Origin of the sequence: Sorangium sp. So ce836 (genome assembly GCF_028553905.1) — a bacterium.
Lineage (GTDB): Bacteria > Myxococcota_A > Polyangia > Polyangiales > Polyangiaceae > Sorangium > Sorangium cellulosum_D.
The window spans coordinates 5,190,843-5,216,056 of record NZ_CP102233.1; the positions used below are offsets into that span (position 1 = coordinate 5,190,843).

Annotated in this window: 18 protein-coding genes; 14 read left to right on the top strand and 4 right to left on the bottom strand. The window is 75.2% G+C overall.

Annotation, left to right across the window (positions count from 1 at the left end):
- The first annotated feature begins 30 nt into the window (after nucleotides 1–30).
- Nucleotides 31–1,755, top strand: a complete 1,725-nt coding sequence (locus tag NQZ70_RS18900) for a serine/threonine-protein kinase (protein WP_129575457.1) — start codon at nucleotides 31–33, stop codon at nucleotides 1,753–1,755.
- A gap of 18 nt (nucleotides 1,756–1,773) precedes the next feature.
- Here NQZ70_RS18900 and mutH read toward each other — a convergent pair whose 3' ends face one another.
- Nucleotides 1,774–2,457 carry a DNA mismatch repair endonuclease MutH gene (gene mutH / locus NQZ70_RS18905; protein ID WP_129575458.1) on the bottom strand — a complete coding sequence of 228 codons (684 nt, stop codon included), beginning with the start codon at nucleotides 2,455–2,457 and terminating at the stop codon, nucleotides 1,774–1,776.
- Between the two features lie 220 nt (nucleotides 2,458–2,677).
- Nucleotides 2,678–6,232 (bottom strand): serine/threonine-protein kinase, encoded by a 3,555-nt coding sequence (locus NQZ70_RS18910; protein WP_129575459.1) that lies wholly within the window; start codon nucleotides 6,230–6,232, stop codon nucleotides 2,678–2,680.
- Between the two features lie 496 nt (nucleotides 6,233–6,728).
- Here NQZ70_RS18910 and NQZ70_RS18915 point away from each other — a divergent pair, with 496 nt between their 5' ends.
- Together NQZ70_RS18915 and NQZ70_RS18920 are read left to right on the top strand one after the other, a co-directional pair.
- On the top strand, nucleotides 6,729–7,916 hold the full coding sequence (locus NQZ70_RS18915; protein ID WP_272828743.1) for an aminotransferase class V-fold PLP-dependent enzyme: 1,188 nt from the start codon (nucleotides 6,729–6,731) through the stop codon (nucleotides 7,914–7,916).
- A 92-nt stretch (nucleotides 7,917–8,008) separates the two neighbouring features.
- A complete protein-coding gene (locus NQZ70_RS18920; protein WP_129575461.1) occupies nucleotides 8,009–10,000 on the top strand; it encodes an FTR1 family protein in 1,992 nt (663 codons plus the stop codon).
- A 53-nt stretch (nucleotides 10,001–10,053) separates the two neighbouring features.
- On the opposite strand, the gene NQZ70_RS18925 is transcribed toward NQZ70_RS18920, so the two are convergent.
- Nucleotides 10,054–10,911 carry a metallophosphoesterase gene (locus tag NQZ70_RS18925; protein ID WP_237245424.1) on the bottom strand — a complete coding sequence of 286 codons (858 nt, stop codon included), beginning with the start codon at nucleotides 10,909–10,911 and terminating at the stop codon, nucleotides 10,054–10,056.
- A gap of 178 nt (nucleotides 10,912–11,089) precedes the next feature.
- Here NQZ70_RS18925 and NQZ70_RS18930 point away from each other — a divergent pair, with 178 nt between their 5' ends.
- The 9 genes from NQZ70_RS18930 to NQZ70_RS18970 all read left to right on the top strand — a co-directional run bounded on the left by NQZ70_RS18930 (nucleotide 11,090) and on the right by NQZ70_RS18970 (nucleotide 22,459).
- Entirely contained in the window at nucleotides 11,090–12,838 is a 1,749-nt protein-coding gene (locus NQZ70_RS18930) for a phosphoenolpyruvate carboxykinase (GTP) (RefSeq protein WP_129575462.1), read from the top strand.
- Between the two features lie 209 nt (nucleotides 12,839–13,047).
- Nucleotides 13,048–13,605, top strand: a complete 558-nt coding sequence (locus NQZ70_RS18935) for a GbsR/MarR family transcriptional regulator (protein WP_129575463.1) — start codon at nucleotides 13,048–13,050, stop codon at nucleotides 13,603–13,605.
- 89 nt (nucleotides 13,606–13,694) lie between these two features.
- Nucleotides 13,695–14,771: a polyprenyl synthetase family protein gene (locus NQZ70_RS18940; protein ID WP_237245425.1), complete on the top strand. Its 1,077-nt coding sequence runs from the start codon at nucleotides 13,695–13,697 to the stop codon at nucleotides 14,769–14,771.
- Nucleotides 14,772–14,851: 80 nt separating this feature from the next.
- Nucleotides 14,852–16,126, top strand: coding sequence for a hydroxymethylglutaryl-CoA reductase, degradative (locus NQZ70_RS18945; protein WP_129575464.1), 1,275 nt, complete (start codon nucleotides 14,852–14,854; stop codon nucleotides 16,124–16,126).
- Nucleotides 16,123–16,854, top strand: a complete 732-nt coding sequence (gene ubiE / locus NQZ70_RS18950; RefSeq protein WP_129575465.1) for a bifunctional demethylmenaquinone methyltransferase/2-methoxy-6-polyprenyl-1,4-benzoquinol methylase UbiE — start codon at nucleotides 16,123–16,125, stop codon at nucleotides 16,852–16,854. The genes NQZ70_RS18945 and ubiE overlap by 4 nt, the downstream gene beginning before the upstream one ends.
- A gap of 33 nt (nucleotides 16,855–16,887) precedes the next feature.
- Nucleotides 16,888–18,732, top strand: a complete 1,845-nt coding sequence (gene menD / locus NQZ70_RS18955; RefSeq protein ID WP_129575466.1) for a 2-succinyl-5-enolpyruvyl-6-hydroxy-3-cyclohexene-1-carboxylic-acid synthase — start codon at nucleotides 16,888–16,890, stop codon at nucleotides 18,730–18,732.
- A gap of 186 nt (nucleotides 18,733–18,918) precedes the next feature.
- Nucleotides 18,919–19,860: a 1,4-dihydroxy-2-naphthoate polyprenyltransferase gene (locus tag NQZ70_RS18960; RefSeq protein ID WP_237245426.1), complete on the top strand. Its 942-nt coding sequence runs from the start codon at nucleotides 18,919–18,921 to the stop codon at nucleotides 19,858–19,860.
- A 59-nt stretch (nucleotides 19,861–19,919) separates the two neighbouring features.
- Nucleotides 19,920–20,930 carry a mandelate racemase/muconate lactonizing enzyme family protein gene (locus NQZ70_RS18965; protein WP_237245427.1) on the top strand — a complete coding sequence of 337 codons (1,011 nt, stop codon included), beginning with the start codon at nucleotides 19,920–19,922 and terminating at the stop codon, nucleotides 20,928–20,930.
- Nucleotides 20,918–22,459: an AMP-binding protein gene (locus NQZ70_RS18970; RefSeq protein ID WP_129575469.1), complete on the top strand. Its 1,542-nt coding sequence runs from the start codon at nucleotides 20,918–20,920 to the stop codon at nucleotides 22,457–22,459. The genes NQZ70_RS18965 and NQZ70_RS18970 overlap by 13 nt, the downstream gene beginning before the upstream one ends.
- A gap of 37 nt (nucleotides 22,460–22,496) precedes the next feature.
- On the opposite strand, the gene NQZ70_RS18975 is transcribed toward NQZ70_RS18970, so the two are convergent.
- Nucleotides 22,497–22,934 (bottom strand): thioesterase family protein, encoded by a 438-nt coding sequence (locus tag NQZ70_RS18975; RefSeq protein WP_129575470.1) that lies wholly within the window; start codon nucleotides 22,932–22,934, stop codon nucleotides 22,497–22,499.
- Between the two features lie 182 nt (nucleotides 22,935–23,116).
- Between NQZ70_RS18975 and NQZ70_RS18980 the strand changes: the two genes are divergently transcribed.
- Both NQZ70_RS18980 and NQZ70_RS18985 read left to right on the top strand, forming a co-directional pair.
- Nucleotides 23,117–24,178: a hypothetical protein gene (locus tag NQZ70_RS18980; RefSeq protein ID WP_129575471.1), complete on the top strand. Its 1,062-nt coding sequence runs from the start codon at nucleotides 23,117–23,119 to the stop codon at nucleotides 24,176–24,178.
- A gap of 216 nt (nucleotides 24,179–24,394) precedes the next feature.
- Nucleotides 24,395–25,213, top strand: a complete 819-nt coding sequence (locus tag NQZ70_RS18985; RefSeq protein ID WP_129575472.1) for a 1-acyl-sn-glycerol-3-phosphate acyltransferase — start codon at nucleotides 24,395–24,397, stop codon at nucleotides 25,211–25,213.
- Nucleotide 25,214: the final 1 nt, after the last annotated feature.

The following is a 25,214-nucleotide window of genomic DNA, read 5'->3' on the forward strand; positions in this document are numbered from 1 at the left end:
GGAGAAGCGCGACGTGTATACCTTAGCTCGATGGCGCGCTCCTCTGGTGAGCCGGACTCGACCGAAGGGGAGGACTCCGTCGGCCCGGAGACGGCTGCGTTTCCGCTCGGCGCGGGGGAACCCAAGGCCGACAACGTCTACACGATCGCGCCTGGCACCGTCATTGCGCGCAAGTACCGCGTCGAGCGGACGATCGGCCGCGGGGGCATGGGGCTCGTGGTCGAGGCGCTGCACCTCGACCTCGATACGCGCGTCGCGATCAAGTTCCTGCTCCCGGAGTTCATGTCGTACACCGAGGCGGCGGAGCGGTTCATGCGCGAGGCGCGCACGGTCGCCAAGCTGCAGACGCACCACGTCGTGCGCGTGCTCGACGTCGCCGCGCTGGACAGCGGCGAGCCGTACATGGTGATGGAGCTCCTCGACGGCGTGGACCTCGCCGGCCACGCGCACGAGGCGGGCACGCTCGCGATCGGCGAGTGCATCGATCACATCGTCCAGGCGTGCGAGGCGCTCGCGGAGGCGCATGCGCTCGGGATCGTCCACCGCGATCTGAAGCCGGCGAACCTGTTCCTCACGAAGCGCCCCGACGGCGCCCCGCTCATCAAGGTGCTCGACTTCGGCGTCTCGAAGATCCTCACCGGGGACACGGGCAACGTCTCCCTCACGCAGACGACCACGATCCTCGGGTCGGCGCTGTACATGTCGCCCGAGCAAATGCGCTCGTCGAAGAGCGTCGATCCGCGCACCGACATCTACGCGCTCGGCGTGTGCCTCTTCGAGATCATCGGCGGCAGGCCGCCGTACGTCGCCGACAGCTTCCCCGAGCTGTGCGCGAAGATCTACACGTCGCCGCCCGAGCCGCTCCATGATCTCCGCCCCGAGGTGCCGGAGGGCCTCGTCGAGGTGATCGAGAAGTCGATCGCGCGCGAGCCGGAGGATCGCTACCAGACGATCGCGGAGTTCGTGCAGGCGCTCGCGCCGTACGCCGCGCCGGGCACGCGCACGACCATCGCGGGGATCCTCCGCCAGCACGCCGCGGAGCTCGATCTGCCCCCGCCGGCCTCGCGCGCGGCGATGTCGCGGACCATGTCGCGCGCGTCGCGCACGAGCAGCGGCGGCCCGTCGGTGACCGACAAGGTGGCGCGCACCGCCGGCTCTACGCCCCCGGCGGAGGACGAGGCCCCGCGCCGCGGGCGCACGCTGCTCTACGTGGCGGTGGGGGCCGTCGCCGTGCTCGTGGGCGCGTGGGGCGCGCTCTATTTCCAGCGCAGCCAGCTCGCCATCGGCGCGGGCGACGCGGTCGCCCCGACGGCCGCGCCTTCGCCGGGCGACACCGCCGCGCCCGTCGATCTGGCGCCGCCGTCGCCCCAGCCGACGGACACCGCCGCCGCGCTCCCGAACGTCGTCCCCGCGGGCGATCCGGAGGCCGCCGACGCGGGCGCGAGCGCGAGCGACGCGGGCGCCGCCGACGCGGGGGCCGCCGACGCGGGCGGCAGCGCGACCGAGGCGGCGGCGGACGGCGGGGCCGGGCCGTCCGCGGCGGGCACGGCGGCGGCGAGCGCTGCGCCGGGCAAAGCGCAGCGCGGGAGCGCGGGCGGGCGAGGGCGCCCGCGCACGACAGGGGCGACCGACTCGGCGCCCGCCAGCGAGCCCGAGCCGGCGCGCCCCGTCTCGACCGTGAACAACGATCTCTCGATGGAGACGTGCTTCGCGACGATGCCGGACGGCACCAAGAAGGTCATCCCCTGCAAGTGACGCGCGCCCGCGCGCCGATCACGCCGGCATCGCGGCCGGATCCCTCAGGATGGCGCCGGTGAAGCCCGGGCGCAGGTAGAAGCCGCGCGGCAGCGCCGCGATCAGCTCGCCGTCGCGACCGAACGCGAGCGTCCTCGCGCGCCCGCTCGCGGCCTTCGGTCGCACCTGGAGCCAGCGCCCCGCGTGCGCGGTGAGCCCCTCGACGGCGCCGATGCCGATGAGCCCCATGAGATCCTCGAAGTCCGCGCGCAGGACGCGCTCCTGCGCCTCCGTCGGGCGCCAGAGCCGCGGGGCGCCCAGCCGCCGCTCTTCGCTCGGCACGCCCGGCGCGGCGACGATCGGCACCCAGAGCACGTGGGCCAGCTTCGCGCGGGCGCGCGACGTCTCCCACTCCGCGCGATCGGCGTCCGAGAGCGAGATCGAGCAGACGAACGTCGACTCCTGCGGTGCCCCGGCCCCGTCGACGGGGATCGTCTTGAGCTCGATGCCGAGGTGAGGAAAATCGGGCCTCGACGTCGAGCCGGCGGTCGCGCCGAGCGCGCGCTCGACGAGCGCGCCGGCGGCCCCCTTCGTGCGCACGCCGCCGCGGGGCACCGCGCGCCCGAGCGCGCGCGCCAGATCCGCGAGCGTCAGGCCGGCGAGCGCGGACGCCCGGCATCGGAGCTCGGCTTCGTCGCGAGGCGGTTCCAGCGCGGGGATCAACGACGCCGCCCTTAGAGCATCGCGCGGCGCGACTCCAGCGATCCGACGCGCTCGAGATAGGTTGGCCGCCGGGGTGCGCCGGAACGTCGATAGAATCGAGCAGCGCTGACCCGGGGGCCATGGCGGCCTTGTGATACGCGGCCCCCCCGAACGCGCCGCCAAGAGAGAGCCTACTGCCTAAATCCCCCCTTGCGCCCACAGGATTCGGAGGAAAAAGATGTCAGGAATTTCCCGTATGATTTTTCCGGGATCCTCCGGCGCCGTGCCGCGGAGCCCGCACGTCGTCGAGCGGCCACCTCATATCGGCGAGCTGGCCCGTGATGCGGAGCAGCATCTCGCGCAGGGATGATGCGGTCGCGCGGTCCTGCGGGTTATGTCGTAGACATGCGTACATGAACGCCGCGATGTCGGCGGTCCTCGGGTCGTCGGCGAGGCGCTTGACCGGCGCGGGCAGCCCGTCGTGCGTGATGTGCGCCGTGATGAGGGCGACCTCGGTGGGCGCGTCGAACAGCGTCTTGCCGGTGAGGATCTCGTAGGCGAGGCAGCCGAAGCTGTAGATGTCGGCCGTGAGCGGGGTCGCGGTGGCCCCGGGCGGAGCGACGCCCCAGATCTCGGGGGCGCCGTAGCAGCCGGTGGCGCAGCCGGGCCGGATGTGGCGGCCGGCCAGGCCGAAGTCGACGAGCACCGGCTCCCGCCCACCGCGCAGGATCACGTTGGTCGGCTTGATGTCGAGGTGCCCGACGCCGACCGCGTGCATGGCCTCCAGCCCGGCGAGGATGCCGTCGAGCAGCGCCACCGCGCTCCGCGAGGTGAGGCCCCGCGCGTCGAGCAGCTTGTCGCAGCGGATGCCCTCGATGAGCTCCATCACGAGGATCGGCTTCGGGCGGGCGCCCGCGTCGAACGTGACGAAGCGGGCGATGTTCGGGTGATCGGGCAGCGAGAGGAGCGCGCCCGCCTCCTCCCGGAACAGGCGGAGGAAGTCGGCCTCCGAGACGCTCCGGGCCGCCGTGTGATCGTACTCGGGCACCTTGAGGGCGAAGCGCTCGGCCGACGGATCGTGCCGCTCCTCGGTGCGGGTGACGACGAACACCGTGCCCAGCGAGCCGCCGCCGAGCTGGCGGTGCACGTAGAAGCCGCCGAGCGTGCGGCGGCTCGGCAGCCACGCGGGCAGCGGCTGCTCGGGCCGGGCGACGCCGCCCGGCGCGCTCGGCCGCCGCACCGGGAGCTGCATGACGCACGGCACGACGAGGGCGACCACGTCGGCGAGCGCGCCCGGGATGCTCGCGCGCGCAGCCGAGACGAGCGCCTCGACGGGCGCGGCGACGCTCGGCTCCGCGTCCGCTTCCTCCTGCAGCGCGACCTCGATCGCGAGGCGCAGCGGCTCGGTCGCGCCGGAGGGCGGGGAGGGCGGGTGATCGCCGCAGCGGCGGCGGGCGCCGGCGGTCAGCTGCCCGAGGCGCGTCAGGGCGTCCTCCAGGGCGCTGAGCGGCGAGGCGTCCGCGTCGCCGTCGCCCGCCGCGGTGAGCGCGCTGAGCGCGCGGGCCGCGTTCAGCGCCCCGAGCGCGCGCGCGAGGCGGGCGAGCGCGCCGCGCACGATCTCGGTGCGCTGCGACGCGCCCGCCGGCAGCGCCGTGACGAGCGCGTCGAGGGCGGCGATGCGCTCGAGCGTCGCGCGCGCGCGCTCGGCCTCGGCGAGCTCCGCGTCGAGCGCCCCCTTCCGCGTCGACCGGAGCGACACCGCGGCGCCCTCGTCGTCCGGCGCGCGCGCGCCGCCCTCGCGCCCGCCGCGCGCGAACCGCGCGTAGGCGCGCAGGAGCTGGGCGACGTCCGGGTGCATGCTCGCCTGGCCGAGCACGTCGAGATCGTCGGGGTCGCCGCCGCGCATCGCGGCGTGCAGGAAGATGTCGGCCGCGTCGGCCGCGCCCTCGCGCACGAGCGCGTCGAGGCCGCGGGCGACGGACGCGGCGATGGCGCGGCGGAGCGACGAGCCGCGGTCGGCGCGCAGCCGGTCGAGCAGCGCGCCGATGGCGCCGGTCCAGCGGGAGAGCACGCGCGCCTTGAGCTCCGGCTCGCCGCCGAAATCGGTGCTCTCGCCGTCGATCAGGTGGATGAGCGCGCGGAGGTTGCGCTGGTGCACGGTCACGTGCAGCGGCGGCGACGCGCTCGCGCCGGGCCGCGCGGCGGACCCCTCGGCGCGGAGCAGCCACCGCGCCAGCCGCTCGTCGAGGTCGTCCAGCGAGGCGACGCCGGTCGAGTCCTCGCTCGGCCGGCGGCTCAGGAGCAGGAGGCCCTTCAGCAGGCCGGAGCCGAGCAGCTCGGCGTCGAGCTCGCGCACGAGCCCCACCGCGGCCCTGCGCGCCGCGGCGCTCTGCGCGTCGTCGAGATCGCAGAGCTCGATCTCCTCGAGCGCGCCCACGACCTCGGCCGCGAGGGCGTACGCCTCCAGCGCGCGGCCGTGCGCCTCGCGCGGCCCGGTCTCGACGAACGCCGCGACGGCGCCGTCGAGCGCGCCGCGCAGCAGCGCGACCCCGGCGCCGTCCATCGAGAGATCGCGCTGGACGACGCGCGCGAGCGCCGCGAGGCCGTCGTCGCGGACGTGCGCGCTGGGCGGCGCCTCGATCGCGTCCTCGAGCGCGCGGGCGCACCGCGCCGCCGCGCGGGCGCCGAACGGCTCCCCGCGGCTCGTCACGCCGCGCAGGTCGCGCCGGAGCTCGACGATCGCCTCGGCCGTCGCCATCGGGGCCGCGCGCGCGATCTCGTCGAGCAGCGCGTCGGCGGCCTCGGGCTCCGCGTCGGCCGCGACGGGGAGCCCCCACACCATCGCCGTGGCGATGCCCGGGTCCTGCGCGAGCAGCGGGCCGCGGAGGAGCTCGACGGCGCGGCCGAGCGCGCCGTCCGGATCCACGGCGACGCTCGCGGCGAGCGACGCGGCGCCGCGCCGCCACTCGGTGGGGGAGAGATCCTGGGCGAGCAGGGCGCGCACCTCCTCGGCGAAGTCGGGCAGCACCCCCGCGAGCAGGCCGCGCGCCGCGGCGACGTGGCGCCACACGAGCGGCTCGCGATCGGCGAGGAGCGTCTGCCACGCGAGCGCGATGCCGTCGGCGCTGCGGTCGAGATCGCGCCGGCGCCCATCGCTCACGTTGCGGAAGAGCCGGAGCGGGAGGTCGTCGCCCTGCATGGCCCGGCGGGTCGCCTCGCGGGCGGCGCGCTCGAGGAGGCGCGCGGCGAGGCGCCGCTCCGGCAGGGAGCCGGTCGAGGGCGCCGCGATCCAGTCGCGCGACAGCTCGCGCCGCGAGGCGAGCAGCAGCGCGAGCGGATCGACCGGGATGTCCGTGCCCGCGGGGAGCCAGAGCGAGAGCATCACGCGGGCGCGGATGCCCGCCCCGGAGAGGCCGCGGGCCGAGCCGGCCGCCATGCGCGTGGCGAGGGCGACGAACGTCGCCGCGTTGCCGGCGTAGAGCTGGTTGAGCACGCGCCGGCCGAGCTCCCGCCGCTCGGGCCCGAGCGGGAGCGCTCCGGCGATCTCGTAGAGCGCCACGCTCGCGGCGGCCGGCGCGAGCCAGCTCAGATCGTCGAGCAGCCCGTCGGCCATGGCGGTCTGGACGCTCCGGAGCAGGCCATCCGGGCTGAGGGTGTCGAGCGGGGTCGAGCCGTCGAGCGCGTCGACGAGGGCGAGCGAGGCGATCGTCTGCCGGAAGAGCGCGCGCCGGACGTTCGGGTCGTCGTGGGACGTGAGATCGACGAGCCCTTCGAGGTATTCCGCGCGCGGTCGCATCGACAGGTGGCGCAGTCTAGCGCGACGGCGCGCCGGCCCCCCTCCCACGCCGCCGCAATCCTCGCGCGTCATGGAACCTCCCACCTCGATCCGGAGCGCGTGCGCTCCGCCGGCTCCGGTTGAGCCACCTCCCCCTACGATGATCGGACCGGCCGGGGGCGCGCCCTCGCCGCGCTTTCCGCTGCGCCGCCCGGGGTGACCACGTTGTGGACGAGGCCGACGCGCCCTCGCCGTCGTCGCGCGACGCGCGGGCGGCCCGCGGCCTCTCGGGCCCGGCCGCCTGGGCCGCTGGCGGGCGCGACAGCGCGCCCGGCCCGCGCTGCGCGCTCGCCGAGGACGCAACGGGCGCGCTCGGCGCCACCTGCGCGCGGGACGACGCGGATCGAACCGGTGGATGTGAACCTCGAAGTGGGTTAAGCGGGACCGCGCGCGGAGCCCGCCGCCCTGCGCGTCCGTCGCGCGGGTGCCGCGCCGAAGAGCTGGAATGCAGGGAGACGTGGAACAGCAGGGCTTCTCGTTCGATCTCGGCGCGCTCCGCGCGGCGTACTCGCGCTTCCTCGCGCCCGCCGAGGGCGCGGCGCCGCGCGTCCTGCTCACGGGCCACTCCCATCAGGCGTGGCCCGACGTGGCGCGCGACGCGCTCGCCGCGTGCTTCGACGACGCCGCGCGGCTCGTCGACGACAAGTGGGACGACGCGGTGCTCCCGAAGCGCGCGGCGGTCGGGGCGGCGATCCTGGAGCGGATGGGCTTCGATCGCGGCGACGACATCGCCTTCGGCCAGAACACGCACGAGCTCGTCTACCGGCTGATCTCGTCGCTCCCTCGGCGCGATCGTCCGCGGATCGTCACCACCGACGGCGAGTTCCACTCGCTCCGGCGCCAGCTCGCGCGCCTCGGCGAGGACGGCGTCGACGTCGCGTGGGTGAGCGTCGAGCCGCGCCGTTCGCTCGCCGATCGGCTGCTCGCCGCGCTCTTGCCGGGCACCTCGATGCTCGCCATCTCGGCCGTGCTCTTCGAGAGCGCCACGGTGGTGCCGCGCCTCGACGAGATCGTCGCGCGCGCGGCCGAGATCGGCGCCGTGCCGCTCGTGGACGCCTACCACGCCTTCAACGTCGTGCCGATCGCCTGGGGGAGCGCGGCGCCTCATGTCTTCGCGGTCGCAGGCGGCTACAAGTACGCGGCGATGGGCGAGGGGCTCTGCTGGATGCGCGTCCCGCGCGGCTGCGCGCTGCGCCCGGCCTTCACCGGCTGGTTCGCCGACTTCGGCGCGCTCGCGGGCGGCGGCGGCGTCGGGTACGCGCCGGGGGGCGCGCGCTTCGCGGGCTCCACGTTCGACCCGTGCGCGCTCTACCGCGCCGCCGCCGTGCTCGAGCACTGGGATCGCTTCGGCCTCACCGTCCCGCGGCTGCGCGCGATCTCGCTGCGGCAGACCGGGCGCATCCTCGGCCACCTCGACGCCGCGGGCCGCGGCGGCGACGTCGTCTCGCCGCGCGAGCCCGAGCGGCGCGGCGGCTTCGTCGCGGTCCGCGCCGCTCGGGCGGGCGACGTCGTGCAGCGCCTCCGCGCCCGGGGTGTGCTCGTCGACGCGCGTCGCGACGTGGTCCGCATCGGCCCGGCGCCCTACCTCACCGACACCGAGATCGACGCCGGCGTCGCCGCCCTGGTCGAGGAGCTCGGCCGCTAGCTCCGCCGCCGACGGACGCTCGTCTCGGCTCGAGCCCATCGGCCCCGCCTTCGCCTTGATCCCGCCGCACAGGCCGCGGTATTTTTCTGAATATGACTATCAAGTTCACGCGCGGCCGGTGGACGCTCGCCGTCCTGTGCCTGGCTGCCGTGCTGCTGCGCGCGCCGCTCGCCCGCGCGGATCAGGGCGATCCGCCCGAGGTCGAGGCGCAACGGCTCGTGCACATCCTCGGCTACATCGGCGCCGACTACGGCGGATCCGTCGCGAACGGGGTCGTCACGGTGCCCGACGAGTACGCCGAGCAGCTGTCCCTCGCCGCGGACGGCGCCAAGATCGCGGCGCGCATCCAGCCGTCGCTCCCGGCCGGGCGCGAGTTCGATCTCGCGGCGCGCATCGCGAAGCTCCGCGAGCTGCTCGATCGGAAGGCGCCGCCTTCGGACGTCGTCGCCCTGATCGCCGGGCTGCGCGCCGAGCTCGTCGGCGCCTTCCAGATCGAGGAGGCGCCGCGCGCCGCGCCGAACGCGGCGCGGGGCAAGAGCCTCTACCTGGAGCACTGCGCGACGTGCCACGGCGAGACCGGGCGCGCCGACACCGCCCGCGCGGCTACGTTCACGCCGCGCCCCGTGAACTTCCACGACCCCGAGCGCGGCGAGGCGATCGCCCCGTACCGCGTCGTGAGCACGGTCCGGTTCGGCGTCGACGGGACGGCGATGGTCCCGTTCAACTTCCTCTCCGACGCCGACCGCTGGGATCTCGCCTTCTTCGTGACGGGCCTGCGCCACGCGGGCGTCGCGCCGGCGCCGGAGGGCGTCGCGCCGGCCTTCACGCTCGCCGAGCTCTCGGCGCGCACGGACGCCGATCTGCGCGACGAGCTCCGAAGCGCCGGCGTCCCGGCCGACGCCGAGGCCGCGGTGCTCGCGGATCTGCGGCTCCGCGCGCCGTACGAGGATCGCGCCGCCCGCTCCCCGCTGGGCCTCGTGCGCGTGAAGATCGAGCGCGCGCGGCAGGCGATCGCGCGTGGCGAGCGCGACGCGGCCCGCGGGCACCTCATCGACGCCTACCTCGAGGGGATCGAGCCGATCGAGGCCCCGCTCCGCGCCGCCGACGCCTCGCTCGCCGCGGCGCTCGAGGCCCGCAGCATGGAGCTCCGCGGCCACCTCGAGCGGGGCGCGTCCCCCGCCGAGCTGGGCGCCGCGATGGACGCGCTGCTGCGCGACGTCGGCCGCGCCGAGTCGCTCCTGTCGCCCGCGTCGGCGCCGAAGGGCTTCGCGTCGACGGCCCTCTCGAGCGCGGGCATCATCCTGCGCGAGGGGGTCGAGGCCGCGCTCCTCATCGCCGCGCTCCTCGGCCTCGCCGCCCAGGCGGGGCTCGCGGACAAGCGGCGCTTCGTGCACCTCGGCTGGATCACCGCGATCGGGCTCGGGCTCCTCACGTGGATCGCCTCGGCCCGCCTCGTCGCGATCTCCGGGGCGCAGCGCGAGCTCATCGAGGGGGTGACGGCGCTGCTCGCGACGGCGGTGCTCTTTTACGTGAGCTACTCGCTCCTCGCGAAGCGCGAGGTCGCCCGCTGGATGAGGTTCCTGAAGCAGCAGATCTCGCCGCGGCGCGCGGCGCTCTCGCTCTTCGGCGTCTCGCTGCTCGCCGCGTACCGCGAGGCGTTCGAGACGGTGCTCTTCTACCAGGCCCTGCTCGCCTCGAACGCGTCCGCGAGCGCGGCCGTCGCGGGCGCCGTGGTCGGCGCGGTGGTGCTCGTCGCGCTGGTCGCGGCGTACACGCGCGCCGGCAGGTTCGCGCCCCCGCAGGTCTTCTTCCGCATCTCCAGCTACCTCCTCTACGCGCTCGCGGTCATCTTCGCCGGGCAGGGCGTGGCCGCGCTCCAGATGGCCGGCAAGCTGCCTGTCCACGCGCTGCCCTTCGGCAGCGTGCCCGCCCTCGGCATCTTCCCGACCGTCGAGACGCTGGGAGCGCAGCTCGTGCTGCTGATCCTCGCGCTCGTCGGCATCCTCGCGGACCGCCGCCACGCGAACGCCACGCCGAAGCCTCCCGCGCCGCCTGCTCAGGTCGCCCCCGGCCCCGCAGCCTGACCGTCGCCGCGGCGGCGGCGTCGCCTGCCGCCGCGGCGTCCTCGCCGGGGCGCTCAGGGGTCGCTGTGGACGCGCGGCGCCTCGGGGTACAGCGACCGGAGCCCGCGCCACGCGACGTCGGTCGCGCTCTCCGCGGGCTCGGCGAGATCCCACTCCAGGTAGAGCTTGTCGCCGTCGTAGCAGCCGAAGCTCGTCGACAGGCAGAGCATCGGCTCGCGCTCGATCGCGTACCCGGAGCGCGCGACGTCGTGCCCGAAGACCGCCACGCGAGCGTCCGGGTCGAGCGCGCGCAGAAAGGCGTGGGCGCGCTCGCTCGAGGTGCTCCGCGCCCAGAGCAGCGCGCCGAGCGTCCCCTGCAGGCTCATCTCCGACAGCGGCACGTCGAGGAACCCGTCGAGCGGGAGCCGGTCCAGGTCCTCGCGGCTCTGGATGCGGGCGTGCGGCGCGGCGTGGAGCATGACCAGCCGGGCCGCGCGCGCGACGGCGACGAACGGCCATCCGCGGAACCAGCTCCGCATCGCCAGCGTGTCCTCCGGACCGAGGAGCTCCTCGAGCCGCTGGGCCTCGTCTGGAAAGAACTTCGCCACCACCGGGCCCCCCACGTGCGCGTGCTCGTGGTTGCCGAGGAGGTAATGGACCCTGCCCGGGTGCCGATCCGCGAGGCTTCGCGCCTTTTTCAACAAGGTCACGGAATCGCCTCGGTAGAATGAACCCAGGTAGTCGGGCCATTCACCCTCGTCGAGCTCGGGTCCGTGGACCAGGTCGCCCGTAATGACGAGCACCGCGCCGTCAGGGCCGGCCGCCGCCTGCTCGAAGATCTCGGCGATCCGCTCGAAATCCGCGACATTGCCCTGAAAGTCGGTGGCGACGATCAGTCTGCCCCGCTCAGGGAGGTCGACGACACGCTGCACGTCTCCAGCATAGCCGAACGTCCCTGCCTTCGCCTCGCGCGAACTGAGCGCGAGCGGCGGGCCACGCCGGCCGGTTGCTGATTCACTTGCAATCCGCCAGATCGTCCAGATTCGTTGCAATACTACAGCGGCACTGTCCCTTGGCGGGGCATCTCGCTCGGGCTAGGCTCCGAGCTGTATGCAAAACCGGAATCTTTCAGCGTGGGTGGACGAGGTCGCGCGCCAGACGCGGCCCGATCGCGTCGTCGTGTGCGACGGCTCCGAGTCGGAGAACCGGACGCTGATCCAGGGGATGCTGAGCGACGGCACGCTCATCGCGCTCAACGAGGAGAAGTACCCCAACTGCTATCTTCACCGGAGCGACCCGACCGACGTCGCCCGGACTGAGCACCTCACGTTCATCTGCACGCGGGATAGAGAGGATACGGGCCCGACGAACAACTGGATGTCGTCCGAGGAGGCCTCGCAGCGGGTCGGGCGGCTGTTCGACGGGGCGATGAAGGGGCGGACGATGTTCGTCGTTCCGTACCTGATGGGCCCCGTGGGGTCGCCGTCGGCGAAGGTTGGAGTCGAGATCACCGACAGTCCGTACGTGGTCGCCAACATGAGGATCATGACCCGGATGGGCCGGGTCGCGCTCGAGGCGCTCGGCGGCTCCGAGGACTACTGCCGCGGGCTGCACTCGCTCGGCGACCTGAGCCCGGAGCGCCGGTTCGTCTGCCACTTCCCCGCGGAGCGGCTCATCTGGAGCATCGGCTCCGGGTACGGCGGCAACGCGCTGCTCGGGAAGAAGTGCTTCGCGCTGCGCATCGCGAGCACGATGGCGCGCGACGAGGGCTGGTTCGCGGAGCACATGCTCATCCTCGGCCTGGAGGACCCCGAGGGCCGGGTGACGTACATCTGCGCGGCGTTCCCGAGCGCGTGCGGGAAGACGAACCTCGCCATGCTCGTGCCGCCGGCGTCGCAGAAGGGCTGGAAGGTGTGGACGGTCGGCGACGACATCGCCTGGCTCCGGATCGGCCCCGACGGCCGGCTGTGGGCGATCAACCCCGAGGCCGGCTTCTTCGGCGTGGCGCCCGGGACGAGCTCGAGGACGAACCCGAACGCCCTGGCGACGCTGGCCCGGAACTCGATCTTCACGAACGTGGCGCTCACGCCGGACGGGACGCCGTGGTGGGAGGGCTTCGACGGCCCGGCGCCGCCGGTGCTCACCGACTGGAGGGGCCGCCGGTGGACGCCGGACAGCAAGGAGCCGGCGGCGCACCCGAACAGCCGGTTCACGTCGCCGGCCCGCCAGTGCCCGTCCATCTCGCCGGCGTTCGACGCCGCGGCGGGCGTGCCGATCTCGGCCATCGTCTTCGGCGGCCGGCGCGCGCGGCTCGCGCCGCTCGTCTGCGAGGCGCGCGACTGGGCGCACGGGGTCTACCTGGGCGCGACGATGGCCTCGGAGACGACCGCCGCGGCCACGGGCCAGGTCGGGGTCGTCCGCCGCGACCCGATGGCGATGCGCCCGTTCTGCGGATACAACATGGGCGATTACTTCCGGCACTGGGTCGAGCTCGGCCACGGGCGCCCGGGGTTCCCGAAGGTCTTCCACGTGAACTGGTTCCGGCAGGGCGCGTCGGGCAAGTTCCTCTGGCCCGGCTTCGGGGAGAACCTCCGCGTCCTCCGCTGGATCCACGCGCGCGTGAACGGGAAGGCGCAGGGGCGCGAGACGCCGGTCGGGATCATGCCTGCCGACGGCGAGCTCGACACGAGCGGCCTCGACCTGACCGAGGAGGCGATGCGCGAGCTCTTCGCGATCGACCGCGACGCGTGGCTGGAGGAGGCGCGCGATCGCGAGGCGTTCCTGGAGTCGTTCGGCGCGCGCGTCCCCGAGGCGCTGCTCCGGCAGAACCGGGATCTCGTGGCCCGGATGCAGGCGTGAGCTAGCGCGCGGACAGCGACCGCGCCGCGACCTGCCGACCGCCCCCGAGCGGTTCACCCATCCCCCACACGCATCGCGAGGTCTGGAGCGGCGTCGAGCACGCCGCCGCGCGGCCGGGCTCGTCCGTTCTGTGCCGAGGACGGTCGGGAATGTATTGACGCCGCCGCAGGTTGGCCCACACAGTTCCTTCAAAGGATTTTGAAACTTTCATGAGCCCTCCCAACGACATCCAGCGCCAGGCAGAGCTGCTCGCGGCGGAAGCGATCGGCGACGTCATCGAGCACTGGGGCTTCCGCCGCGTGCTCGGGCGGATCTGGACCGTCCTGTTCATCGCCGGCGGCGCCCTGTCCGCCGCGGAGATCGGCGAACGGCTGCAAGTTTCGTCCGGCGCGATGAGTATGTCGCTGACAGAATTGCAGAGGTGGGGTGTAGTACGAAGGGTATGGAAACCGGGAGAGCGGAAGGAGTTCTTCGAGGCCGAGACGGACTTCTGGAAGATGATTTCCAAAGTGTTCGCCGAGCGCGAGCGGCTCATCGCCGACTCCGTGAGGGAACGCCTCGAGCGCGCCTCGGCGTTGCTCGAGAGCCTGCCGCCCACCGACGCCACCCGGTTCAGCCTCGACCGGGTGGAGCGGCTCCTCTCGTTCGTGATCGTCGCGCAGACGGCGCTCGACGGGTTCATCAAGAGCAGGACCGTCGATTTTTCGCGGTTCGGGGACCTGGTCCGGTTCCCCATCCGGGCCGTTCGGTCCCGGCGAGGCGCCTAGCGGGCGCGTGATTTCGGAGGGCTCGCACGCCACGTGGGCCCCGCGCGGTGCGGGGAGCGCGGGCGCTCGTGCTTCCAGGTGGAGATGGGATGACTGCGACAACAACGTTTACTGGGACGGTCCAGCGGAGCGATGTCGTCTCGAGCCTCGGAGGCATGTGCGCTGGGCGTGGGCTCGACGTGCTCGCCGCGCGCCTCGCGGAGCTGAGGCGCCTGCTCGACGGGGACCTCGCGGACGTGGAGCGCGAGCTCGCGAAGGTCGGGCTGGACGGCGAGACGCCGGCGCACCAGAGCGCGCGGCACCTGCTCGGGCTGAGCGGCAAGCGGCTGCGGCCGATCTGCGTCGCGCTGGCCGCCCACATCGGCGGCGGCTTCAACGAGGCGGCGCGGACCTTCGCGGTGGCGGTCGAGCTCGTCCACAACGCGACGCTGCTCCACGACGACGTCGTCGACCTCGGCGACCGCCGGCGCGGCGCCGACGCGGCGCGCGTCATCTACGGCAACGCCGCCTCGATCTTCGGCGGCGACTACCTCCTGCTCGACGCGCTCTGCAAGATCCAGGCGGTGGGCATGCCCGACGTGCTCGAGCGGGTGCTCCAGGTGGTCAAGGAGATGGTCGTCGCCGAGGCGCTCCAGCTCGCGTCGCGCGGCCGCGTGCGCACGAGCACGAGCGAGTACTTCCAGATCGTCGACGGCAAGACGGCCTCGCTGTTCCGCTGGGCGATGTTCGCCGGCGCGCGCGCGGGCGGCGTGAGCGAGCCGCTCTGCAAGGCCCTCGAGGGCTTCGGCACGAGCCTCGGGGTCGCGTTCCAGCTCGTCGACGACGTGCTCGACTTCGCGGGCGATCCGGAGACGACCGGCAAGGCGCTGCTCACGGATCTGCGCGAGGGCAAGATGACGTACCCGCTGCTCCTCGCGATGGAGCGCGAGCGCGAGCTCACGCCCGCCCTCGAGGCGCACTGCGCGTCGGAGGAGGCGGCGGCCCCGCCGGAGCTCAGCCGGCGCATCGCGCAGATCATGGTCGAGAAGCGGGTCGTGGACGACTGTCTGGAGCTCGCGTCCCGGCTCTGCGGGGACGCGGTGCGGAGCATCGAGCCGCTCCCGGACAGCCCGGCGAAGGCGGCGCTGGAGGGGGTCGCGATGTCGACGCCCCGGCGGAGGCGGTGAGCGGCGATGGCGGATTTCCCGATGCAACGCGGAGGGCGCGCGCCGCTCCCGCGAGCGCGCGCGGCGCGCGGAGGCAGCCGATGAGCCAGAACGTGTCCAGCCGGATCAGCGGGTTCTACAAGCGGTGCCTGGAGGACCGGCTCCGCGCGATCCAGGCGCTCGGGCTGCTCGACGAGGACGCGCTCGCGCACCTCGCGAGCGGGGGCGGGCTGCCGACGGCGGTGGCCGACCGGATGTGCGAGAACGTCATCGCGACGCACGCGCTCCCGCTGGGCCTCGCGCTGAACTTCCGCGTGAACCAGCGGGACGTGCTGGTGCCGATGGCGGTGGAGGAGCCGAGCGTCATTGCCGCGGCGTCGAACGCGGCGCGCATGGTCCGCCTGTCGGGCGGCTTCTCCGGCGAGGCGGACCCGCCGATCATGACCGCGCAGGTCCAGCTCGACGACGTGCCCGACCCCGAGGAGGCCGCGGGCCGGCTGGAGGCGGCGCGCGCGAGCCTGCTCGCCGCCGGCGACGCGGCGATCCCGAGGATGGTGGCGCGCGGCGGCGGCTGCCGCGACCTCGAGGTGCGCGTGCTGTCGGCGGAGCTCGGCGTGCTCGTGGTGCACCTCTACGTCGAGGTCGGCGACGCCATGGGCGCCAACCTGGTCGACACCGTGGCCGAGGCGGTGGCGCCGCTCGTGCAGCGCATCGCGGGCGGGACGATCGGCCTCCGGATCTTGTCGAACCTGACCGTCCGCCGCCTCGTGCGGGTGACGGCCACCGTCGCCGACGACGCGCTCGGCGGCGCGGACGTGGCGAGCGGCATCGCGCGGGCGAGCCGCTTCGCGGAGCTCGATCCGTACCGGGCGGCGACCCACAACAAGGGCTTCATGAACGGGCTCGACGCGGCCGCGGTCGCGCTCGGGCAGGACTTCCGGGCGATCGAGGCGGGCGCGCACGCGTACGCGTCGATGAGCGGCCGGTACCGGCCGATCAGCATGTGGGAGCGCGTCCCGGGCGGGCTCGTGGGCCGCGCGGAGCTGCCGCTCGCCGTCGGGACGGTGGGCGGTTCGACCGAGGTGCACGCCGGCGTGCGCGCCGCGCTGCAGCTCGTGGGCGCGAAGAGCGCGCGCGAGCTCGCCGTGGTGCTGGCCTCCGTCGGGCTCGCCTCGAACTTCGCGGCCCTGCGCGCGCTGGCGAGCGAGGGCATCCAGCGGGGCCACATGCGGCTCCACGAGCGGAAGCGCGCGCTCGCGGTCACGGCGCCGGGGGGCGGCGAGGCGGTCGCGCCGCCGCCCGGCGACGGCAAGCGGTTCGCGCCCGAGCGGGCCGAGGCGCAGCGCACGGTGCAGCAGGCGGAGGGCGGGACATGAGCCATACGGATCAGGGCGAGGCGCCGCGCGGCGGGCGCCGGTTCGGCACCGGCGAGATGTTCGACGGGATCGCCGAGCGGTACGATCTCTTGAACCGGATCATCTCGCTGGGGCTCGACCAGGGCTGGCGGCGGCGCGCGGTGCGCTCGCTCGAGCTCGCGCCCGGCGCGACGGTGCTCGACCTGGCGACCGGAACCGCGGATCTCGCGATCGAGATCGCGCGGACACACGACGTGAAGGTCGTCGGGATCGATCCGTCGCAGGGGATGCTCGGCGTGGGCCGCCGGAAGGTGGAGGCCGCGGGGCTCGCCGGGCGGGTCGAGCTCGAGGTCGGCGACGCAGAGCAGCTGCGGTTCGGCGACGCGAGCCTGGACGCCATCTCGATGGCGTTCGGGATCCGCAACGTCCCGGACCGCGCCCGGGCGCTCCGCGAGATGGCGCGCGTCACGCGGCCCGGCGGGCGCATCGCGATCCTGGAGCTCAGCGAGCCGCGCGGCGGGATCATGAGCAAGCTCGCGCGCTTCCACATCCACACGGTCGTGCCGTACGTGGGCGGCGCGATCTCCGGGCGCGAGGAGTACCGGTACCTGCAGGACTCGATCGCGAGGTTCCCGCCGCCGGACGAGTTCGCGGAGCTGATGCGGGGCGCGGGGCTGCGCGTGCTGCGCGTGGAGCCGCTGACGATGGGCGTCGTGTGCCTGTTCGTCGCGACGCCCGAGGGGGCCTGAGGTGCGCGCGCGCGCGGGCCTGCGGAGGCGGTGATGAGCGGCTCGAACCTCCACTCGGCCTGGGCGCAGCTGTTCGTCCGCGCGCTCTCGCAGGCCGGGGTGCGCGACGTGGTCCTCTGCCCGGGATCGCGCTCCACGCCGCTCGCGATCGCGGCGACGGAGAGCGAGGAGGTGCGCTGCCACAGCGTCGTCGACGAGCGCGCCGCGGCGTTCTTCGCGCTGGGGCAGGCGCGCGTCACCGGCCGGCCCAGCGCCTTCGTCTGCACCTCGGGCACGGCCGGCGCCCACGCGCTGCCGGCGATCATCGAGGCGCACCACAGCTTCACGCCGCTCATCGCGATCACGGCCGACCGCCCGTGGGAGCTCGCCGACGCGGCGGCCTCGCAGACCATCGATCAGATGAAGCTCTTCGGGGATCACGTGCGCCACTTCGCCGAGCTCGGGCTGCCGGATCCGTCGCCGCTCGCGCTGCGCGCCGTGGCGCGCATCGCGGCGCAGGCGGCCCTGCGCGCGCTCGCCCCGACGCCTGGCCCGGTCCACATCAACGCGCGCTTCCGCAAGCCGCTCGAGCCGGTCGACATGGCCGGGCCCGAGCCGTGGCAGGCCGAGTGGGAGGCGCTGATGCGCCGCGCCGGGCCGCGGGTCGTGCCGGCGCGCGCCGGGGTCGACGCGCGCGCGATCGAGGAGATCGCGGCGCGGTGCGCGCGCGCCGAGCGGGGGCTCATCGTGTGCGGCCCCGCCCCGAGCCGCGAGGACGACGCCCGCGCGCGCCGCGCGGTGCTCGCGCTGTCGCGGGCGACCGGGTTCCCGGTGCTCGCCGAGGGCACGAGCCAGATCTACTTCGGCGGCCTCTCCGAGGGGGTCGTGATGCCCGCCTCGTTCGACGCGTTCCTCCGCGCGCCCGAGTTCCGCGCGGCGAACGCGCCCGACCTGATCCTCGAGCTCGGCGCCCCGCCGACGTCGTCCGGGTACGCGACCTACATCGCCGAGCACGCGGGCTGCCGCCGGTTCGTGGTGGCCGCGCACGGCTGGAACGATCCGACGAGCGCCGCGGCCGCCCTCGTCATGGCCGAGCCCGCGGACGTGTGCGAGGCGCTCGCGGCGCGCCTCGCCGGGGCGGCGCTGGACCTCGGGCGCGGGCGGCGGGGCTGGGCCGCGACGTTCGCGCGCGCCGGCGAGGCCGCGGCGGCGCAGGCGGCGCGCGCGTGCGCCGGGGACGAGCTCACGGAGGGCGCGGTCGCCCGGGCGGTGGCGAGCGCGTGCCCGGACGGCTCGCTGCTCGCGATCGGCAACAGCATGCCGGTGCGCGATCTCGACACCTACTGCCCGCCGTCGGCGCGCGCGCTGCGCGTCCTGCACCAGCGCGGGGCGAGCGGGATCGACGGCCTCGTGTCGGGGGCGGCCGGCGCCCGCGCCGTCGCGGACGCGCCGGTCACGCTGCTGCTCGGGGATCTCAGCCTGTTGCACGACCTGACCGGGCTGCTCCTCGCCGCGCGGGCAGCGGGCGACGGCGGCGCGCCCCTCGTCGTCGTGGTGGTCCAGAACGACGGCGGCCGCATCTTCGAGCACCTCCCCGTCGCCAGGCGCGGCGCCGCGCTGCTCGATCGGTGCTTCACCATGCCGCAGCACCTCGACTTCGCGCCCGCGGCGGCGATGTTCGGGCTCGCGTACGAGCGCGCCGGCACCGCGAGCGGGCTCGCCGCCGCCCTCGCCGCCGCGCACCAGCGGCCCGGCGCGACGCTGATCGAGGCGGTTGTGCCGCCTCACGACGGCGCCGCCCGCGTCGCGCGGCTCTGGTCCGACGTCCGCCGCGAGGTCGCCGCCCTGAGCAGCGCGCCGGCGGCGGAAGGGGCGGCGGCCGATCTCGAGCCTTCGTGAGCGGCGCGCGCGCCGAGAACCCCGAGCTTGCCGAGAGGGATCCACGGTCATGAGCCAGATCAACGCGAACAGAAGCCCCGCACCCGAGCCTCGCGCGAGCGAGGCGCCCGGCGAGGACAGCGCGCCGCGCTCGCGCGATCGCGCCCCCGTGGGCGCGCGCGGCGCCGTCGAGCAGGGGAGGGGAGCGTGAGCGCGGCGGCGGCCTCGCAGGCGGCCGGCGCGGCGACCGCGGGCGGCGTGCGCCCCGGGTCGTTCCGGGCGTGGCTCCTCGCGTGCCGGCCGGCGACCCTCACCGCGGCGCTCGCGCCGGTGATGGTCGGGACGGCGGTCGCCTACGCGCTCGGCGGCATGCGGATCGGCCCGGCGCTCTCAGCGCTCGCGGGCGCGATGCTGATCCAGATCGCCACGAACTTCGCGAACGACGTCTTCGATCACGAGAAGGGCGCCGACACGCACGAGCGGCTCGGCCCCACCCGCGCGGTGCAGGCCGGGCTGCTCACGCCGCGCCAGGTGCGCGTCGGGCTGCTCGTCACGATCGCCCTCGCGTTGCCGTTCGGGGTGCACCTCGCGCTCGTGGGCGGGTGGCCCATCGTCGCGATCGGCGTCGCCTCGATCCTCTCCGGGATCGCGTACACCGGGGGCCCGTACCCGCTCGGCTACCACGGCCTCGGCGACGTCTTCGTGTTCGTGTTCTTCGGCCTCGTCGCCGTCTGCGGGACGGCGTTCGTCCAGCTCGGCTCGGTGCCGCCGCTCGCGTGGGCGGCCGCCGTGCCGGTCGGCGCCATCGCCACCGCCGTGCTCGTCGTCAACAACGTCCGCGATCGCGACACGGACGTCGTCGCCGGCAAGCGCACGCTCGCCGTCCGCTTCGGCCGCAGGGCGGGCGTCCTCGAGTACGCGATGCTCCTCGCGGTCGCCTACGCGGTGCCGGTCGCCCTCGCCGTCGGCGAGGGCCGGCGGTGGACGCTCCTCGTCTTCGCCACGTTCCCGCGCGCCGTGCGCCTGCTCCGGGTGCTGGCGACCACCGACGGCCGGCCGCTCAACGACTGCCTCGCCGGGACGGCGAAGCTGCTGCTCGCCTACTCGCTGCTCTTCTCGCTGGGCCTCGCGGCCCAGCTGCATGGGTGATGCGCGTCGCCGCCGCCAGCCTTGCGCCACGGGCCCTCGAAGGCGCGCGCCGGGGCCTCGTGCTGTCGCTCACCGACGACGAGGGGCGCGTCGGCCTGGGCGAGGCCACGCCGCTCCCCGGCTTCTCGCCCGATACGGCCGACGACGACGAGCGCGCGCTCGCCGAGCTGCCCGGGGCGCTCGGCGCGATCGGCCTGCCGGGCGGGGACGCGGCGACGTCGACCGCGGCGCCCGCGATCCTGCGCGCGCTCGAGCCGCTGTCGTCGCGGCTCCGCGGCGTGCCGGCGGCGCGCTTCGCCCTGGAGACGGCGCTGCTCGACCTGGTCGGTCAGCGCCTCGGGCTGCCGGCGTCGGCGTGCCTCGGCGGCCACCGGCGCGCCGAGGTCCAGGTGAACGGGCTGCTCGCGACGTCGGCTGCCCTGCCGGAGATGCTGGGGAGCGCTCGCGCGCTCGTCGCGCGCGGCGTCCGCGCGATCAAGGTGAAGCTCCGCTCGCGCGGAGACGAGGGGTTCGCCCGCGATCTCGAGGCGCTGCGCGCCCTGCGGCGGGAGCACCCGTCGATCGAGCTCCGGCTCGACGCGAACGCGGCCTGGTCGCTCGAGGACGCGCCCCGCCGGCTCGCCCTCCTCGCGCCGCTCGAGCCCCGCTTCGTGGAGCAGCCGGTCGCGCCGGAGCTCCTCCACCGCCTCGGCGCGCAAGCGGTCCCGTGGGCGGCCGACGAGTCGCTCGCCGCCCCGGGCATGCCGGAGCGCCTGCTCGAGGCGGAGGGCTGCGCCGCGTTCATCCTGAAGCCGGCGATGCTCGGCCTCCTGCGCGCGCACGACCTCGGCCGGAGGGCGCAGGAGCGCGGCCTCGGCGCCGTGGTGACGCACCTCTTCGACGGCCCCGTCGCGCTCGCGGCCGCGTGCGAGCTCGCGCTCGCGCTGCCGCGCCCGCCGCTCGCGTGCGGCCTCGACGCGCACGCGGGCCTCGCGGCGTGGCCCGCGATCCGGATCCCGCAGCTCCGCGAGGGCGGGCGGGTCGCGGCCAGCGATCGGCCGGGGCTCGGCGTCGGACCATGGACGGCCTGAGCCTCCTCGAGGTCGCGCGCGACCCCGCGGTCGCCGCGCGGACGGCGCTCGTCCACGGCGGCTCCGAGGCGGACGCGCCGCGCGAGATCGACATCCCCGATCTCGGCGTCGGCCCCGGCGGCGCCCTCCGCTTCGGCGACCTCGCGCCCGCGGTCGCGGCCGTGTGCTCCCGGCTCGCCCGCGCCGGGGTAGGGCAGGGCGCTCGCGTGGCGCTCGTCGCCCCGAACGCGATCGGGACCGTCGTGGTCATCCACGCGCTGCTCGCGCTCGGCGCCGTCATCGTCCCGATCCACCCGCGGCTCACGGACGGCGAGGCGAGCGCCCTCGTCGACGACGCGCGCCCCGACCTCGTGCTGCGCGAGCCCGCGCTCGCCGCGCTGCTCCGCGACGCCGGGCCGGAGCTCGCCGCGCTCCGCGATCGCGGGCCGCGCGCCGCCGGCGTCCTGCCGCCGGACCCCTCCGGCGATCTCGCGATCGTCTACACCTCGGGCACCACGGGGCGCCCCAAGGGCGCGGTGCTGCCGCGCCGCGCGTTCCTCGCCGCCGCCGCGGGGAGCGCGGCCAACCTCGGCGTGCGCGACGACGATCGCTGGCTGCTCTGCCTGCCGCTCTGCCACGTCGGCGGCCTCTCGATCGTGACGCGCTGCCTGCTCGCGCGGCGCGCCGTCATCCTCGCGCCCCGCTTCGACCCCGCGTCGGTGCTCGCCTCGATCGTCCGCGACCGCGCGACGCTGCTCTCCGTGGTGCCGACGATGCTGCTCGCGCTCCTCGAGGCCGATCGCGACAACGTCCTCGCCCGGCTGCGCGCGGTGCTCGTCGGCGGCGCGGGCGCTCCGGAGCGGGCGCTCGACGAGTGCGCGCGCCGCGGGGTCCCGGCGCTCACCACCTACGGCCTCACCGAGGCGTGCTCGCAGGTCACCGCGCAGCGCCCGCGCGATCCGCGCGCCCGCGAGCCGGGCTCCGGCGCGCCGATCGCCGGCGTCGAGCTGCGCGTCGAGGGCGCCGGCGGCGACGGCGTCGGCCGCATCGAGATCCGCGGCCCGGTGCTGTTCCGCGGCTACTACCGCGGCCCGGGGCGCCCGCCGGAGCTCCTGGTCGACGGCGACGGGTGGTTCGGCACCGGCGACCTCGGCGCGCTCGACGCCGCCGGGCGGCTGCACGTCGCCGCGCGCCGGAGCGACCTCATCGTGACCGGCGGCGAGAACGTCTACCCCGCCGAGGTGGAGCAGGTCCTCGCGTCCTGCGCCGGCGTCGCGGGCGCGGTGGTGTTCGGCGTGCCGGACGAGCGGTGGGGCCACGTCGTCGCGGCGGCGATCGTCCCCGACCAAGCCGCGCCGGGCGGCGCCGCGCTCTCGCCCGCGCTGCTCGACGACCTCGCGGCCGTCGTCGCGGCGCGGCTCGCCCCGCACAAGCGCCCGCGGCGCCTCTGCGCCGTCGCGGCGCTCCCGCTGACCGCGGCCGGCAAGCTCGATCGCCTCGGCGCGGCGGCGCAGCTCGCGGCCGCGCTCGCGCCCTTCCCGGCGCGGTAGCGAGGGCGCGCGGCGCCGGCAGCCGCGCTCGCCGCGGTCACCCGAGCGCGCGGCGCAGATCGTCCGGGAGCGGGCACGGGACGAAGCGCGCGCCGTCGATGCACACGTGCACCGTCTGCCCGACGGCGGCGATCCCGCCCGCGGTCGTCACGCGGTAGCCCACGGTGAACGAGGTGTCGCCGAGCTTCGGGGCGAGCACCTCGACCTCGATCGCGTCGCCGAACCGGAGCGGAAGCAGGTAGTCGGCCTCGGCGTGGACCAGCGGCAGCTTGAGCGCGCCGCCGGCGATGAGGGCGGGCAGATCGATCCCCCGCTCCCTCAGCGCGATCATGTACGCGTCGCTGAAGTATTCGAGGACCCGCGGGTAGAAGACGATCCCGGCCGCGTCGACGTCCTGGAAGCGCACGGCGCGGCGCTCCACGGCGAGGCGGGGCGCGGTCTGCTTGAGCTCATCGACGCTGAAGGCGCGCTTCATCGCGCCGCAGGCTAGCGCAGGACGCGCCGCGCGCGTCACGAGGAGAGCGCCGCGCCGCCACCGTCCTTTCCTGCGGACCGCCGACCCGGCGCCGCGTGAGCGGACCGCCGACCCGGCGCCGCGTGAACGGATCGTCCCTTTCTGCTCGCCGCCGCCCGTTTCGCGGTCCATGCTCGCCCCCGATGGCTGACCGATGTCCCGGCGGCCTCGGGGCCGGGTCCCGCAGGCTGGGGCCCGCCGCCGCGAAGGATCGCGACAGGACCGCGGCGCGACGCCGCGAGGCCGGGGCGCCGCGCGCCCGCGGCGCGGCCTGCGCGCTCGCTTGCCTCCTGGCCGCTGGCCTCGCGGCGGCGTGCGAGCCTGCGCCGACGTCGCCCCCGGCGCCGACGCCCTCCCAGAGCCCGCCCATCGCCCCGGTCGCGGCGCTGCCGCGGCCCGCGGTCGCAGAGCCCCAGGCGCCGACCGGCGCGGCGCACGCGTCGAACCCGCTCGGCCTCCCGGCGTCGCCGATCAAGCTCGATCCAGGCCGCCGCGTCTTCACCGCCTCGGGGCGGATGCTCGCCGGGGCCAAGCTCGGGTCGACGCTCGTGCTCTACGCGGCCACCGTGGTCGGCTTCGAGGGCGACGATCTCATCGTCGAGGGGCGGGGCGGGCCGTCGTACAAGGTCCACCCGGGCTACGTCGTCCCCGTGCCCGACACGCCGCGCCTCCGGCCTCACGATCCGGTGCTCACGGAGTGGAACGGGGTGATGAAGCACGCCGTCGTCACCCGCTTCGTGAAGGACAAGATCGAGGTCCGCTACACCGACATGGATCCGCGGACCCCGCTCGCGCAGCTCAAGGGCGTCCGCTTCGTCGTGCAGACCGAGGGGCTCGCACCCGGCAACTTCGCCGCATGGAAGGACGGCGACACATGGCGCCACGTGCTCCTCGTGTCGCGGCTCGGCGGCCCCCCGGCGGACTCGGGCGCCGTCCTGACGTCGCTGCCCAGCAGCTCGGCGCGGTGGTTTGCCCTCGGTTACGGCGGCGCCGCCCTGCTCGCCGACGAGTCGGCGCTGCGCCCGATCCCGGTCAAGCCGCGGCTCAAGCTCGGGGCGAGCGTCTGGGCCGAGTGGGTCGGCGCGCTGCGCCCCGCGGTGGTGCAGAGCGCCGAGGAGACGGGCCTGTACACCGTCAAGTTCGAGCGCGCCGGGCGGCCGGTCACGCTGGGCTGGGGGCTGCTCACGCCGCCGCTCGAACGGTGAGCCGCGAGGGCGCCGCTCGGTCGGCCGCCCTGGCCGCGACGCGAGCCCGGGCCGGACCGGCGAGCCGCCGCGCGCCACCCGCCTCGTCCGGCACAGCGGCGGAAAAAAGGGCCCGGAGGCGCGCCCGAAACCCCGCCAGAAAACACCGGCGCGCGGCGCAGGTGCGCAACACCCTACGCGTTTTCGCCCGACATGGAGAGTGGTAAGCGCGGTAGTATGGATCTCAAGAGCGCCTGGCTGGCGACGCGCCAGTGGGTCCCTTTCTCCCTCAGGACCATGGCCTACGGCACGGTGTCGCTGACGCTGGGCCCGCTCACGCCGCAGCGCTCGGCGAGCCTCTGGGCGATGCGCCGCTGGTGCCAGGCGAGCGCGCGCGGGCTCGACATCGAGATCCAGACGAGCGGCCTCGAGAACGTCCCTCCCGGGGTCTTCGTCTACTGCTCGAACCACCAGAGCGTTCTCGACATCCTGGTGCTCGGCGCGGTGCTGCCGGGCGACTTCAAGTGGGCGGCCAAGCGCTCGCTCATGAAGATCCCGTTCCTCGGCTGGCACCTCAAGCTCGCGGGCCACGTGCCGGTGGATCGCACGGTCGGCTCGCGCGCCGCGGTCGAGGCGATCGCGCGGTTCGAGCAGGTGCTCCGGGACGGCAAGCCGCTGCTCGTGTTCCCGGAGGGGACGCGGAGCGAGGACGGCGTGCTCCGGCAGTTCAAGAACGGCGGCTTCTATGCCGCGGTCCGCGCCGGCGTGCCCGTGGTGCCCGTCGCCATCGACGGCACGCACCTGCTCATGAAGAAGGGGGCGATCGACACGGGCGACGGCACGATGCGGATCGTCCGCGTCCGGGTCGGCGCGCCGATCGCCGTGCGCCCGGACGGGCGCGAGGGCGCGCGGGTGAACGACCTGCGCGATCGCTCCCACGCCGCGGTGAGCGAGCTCCTCCGGTCGATCGGCGGTCGCGTCGAGGCGCCGGCAGGCGCCGCGGCCGCCTCGGAGCCGCCGGCGGGCGGCGCCCGGACCGAGCAGGCGCCCGGCTGAC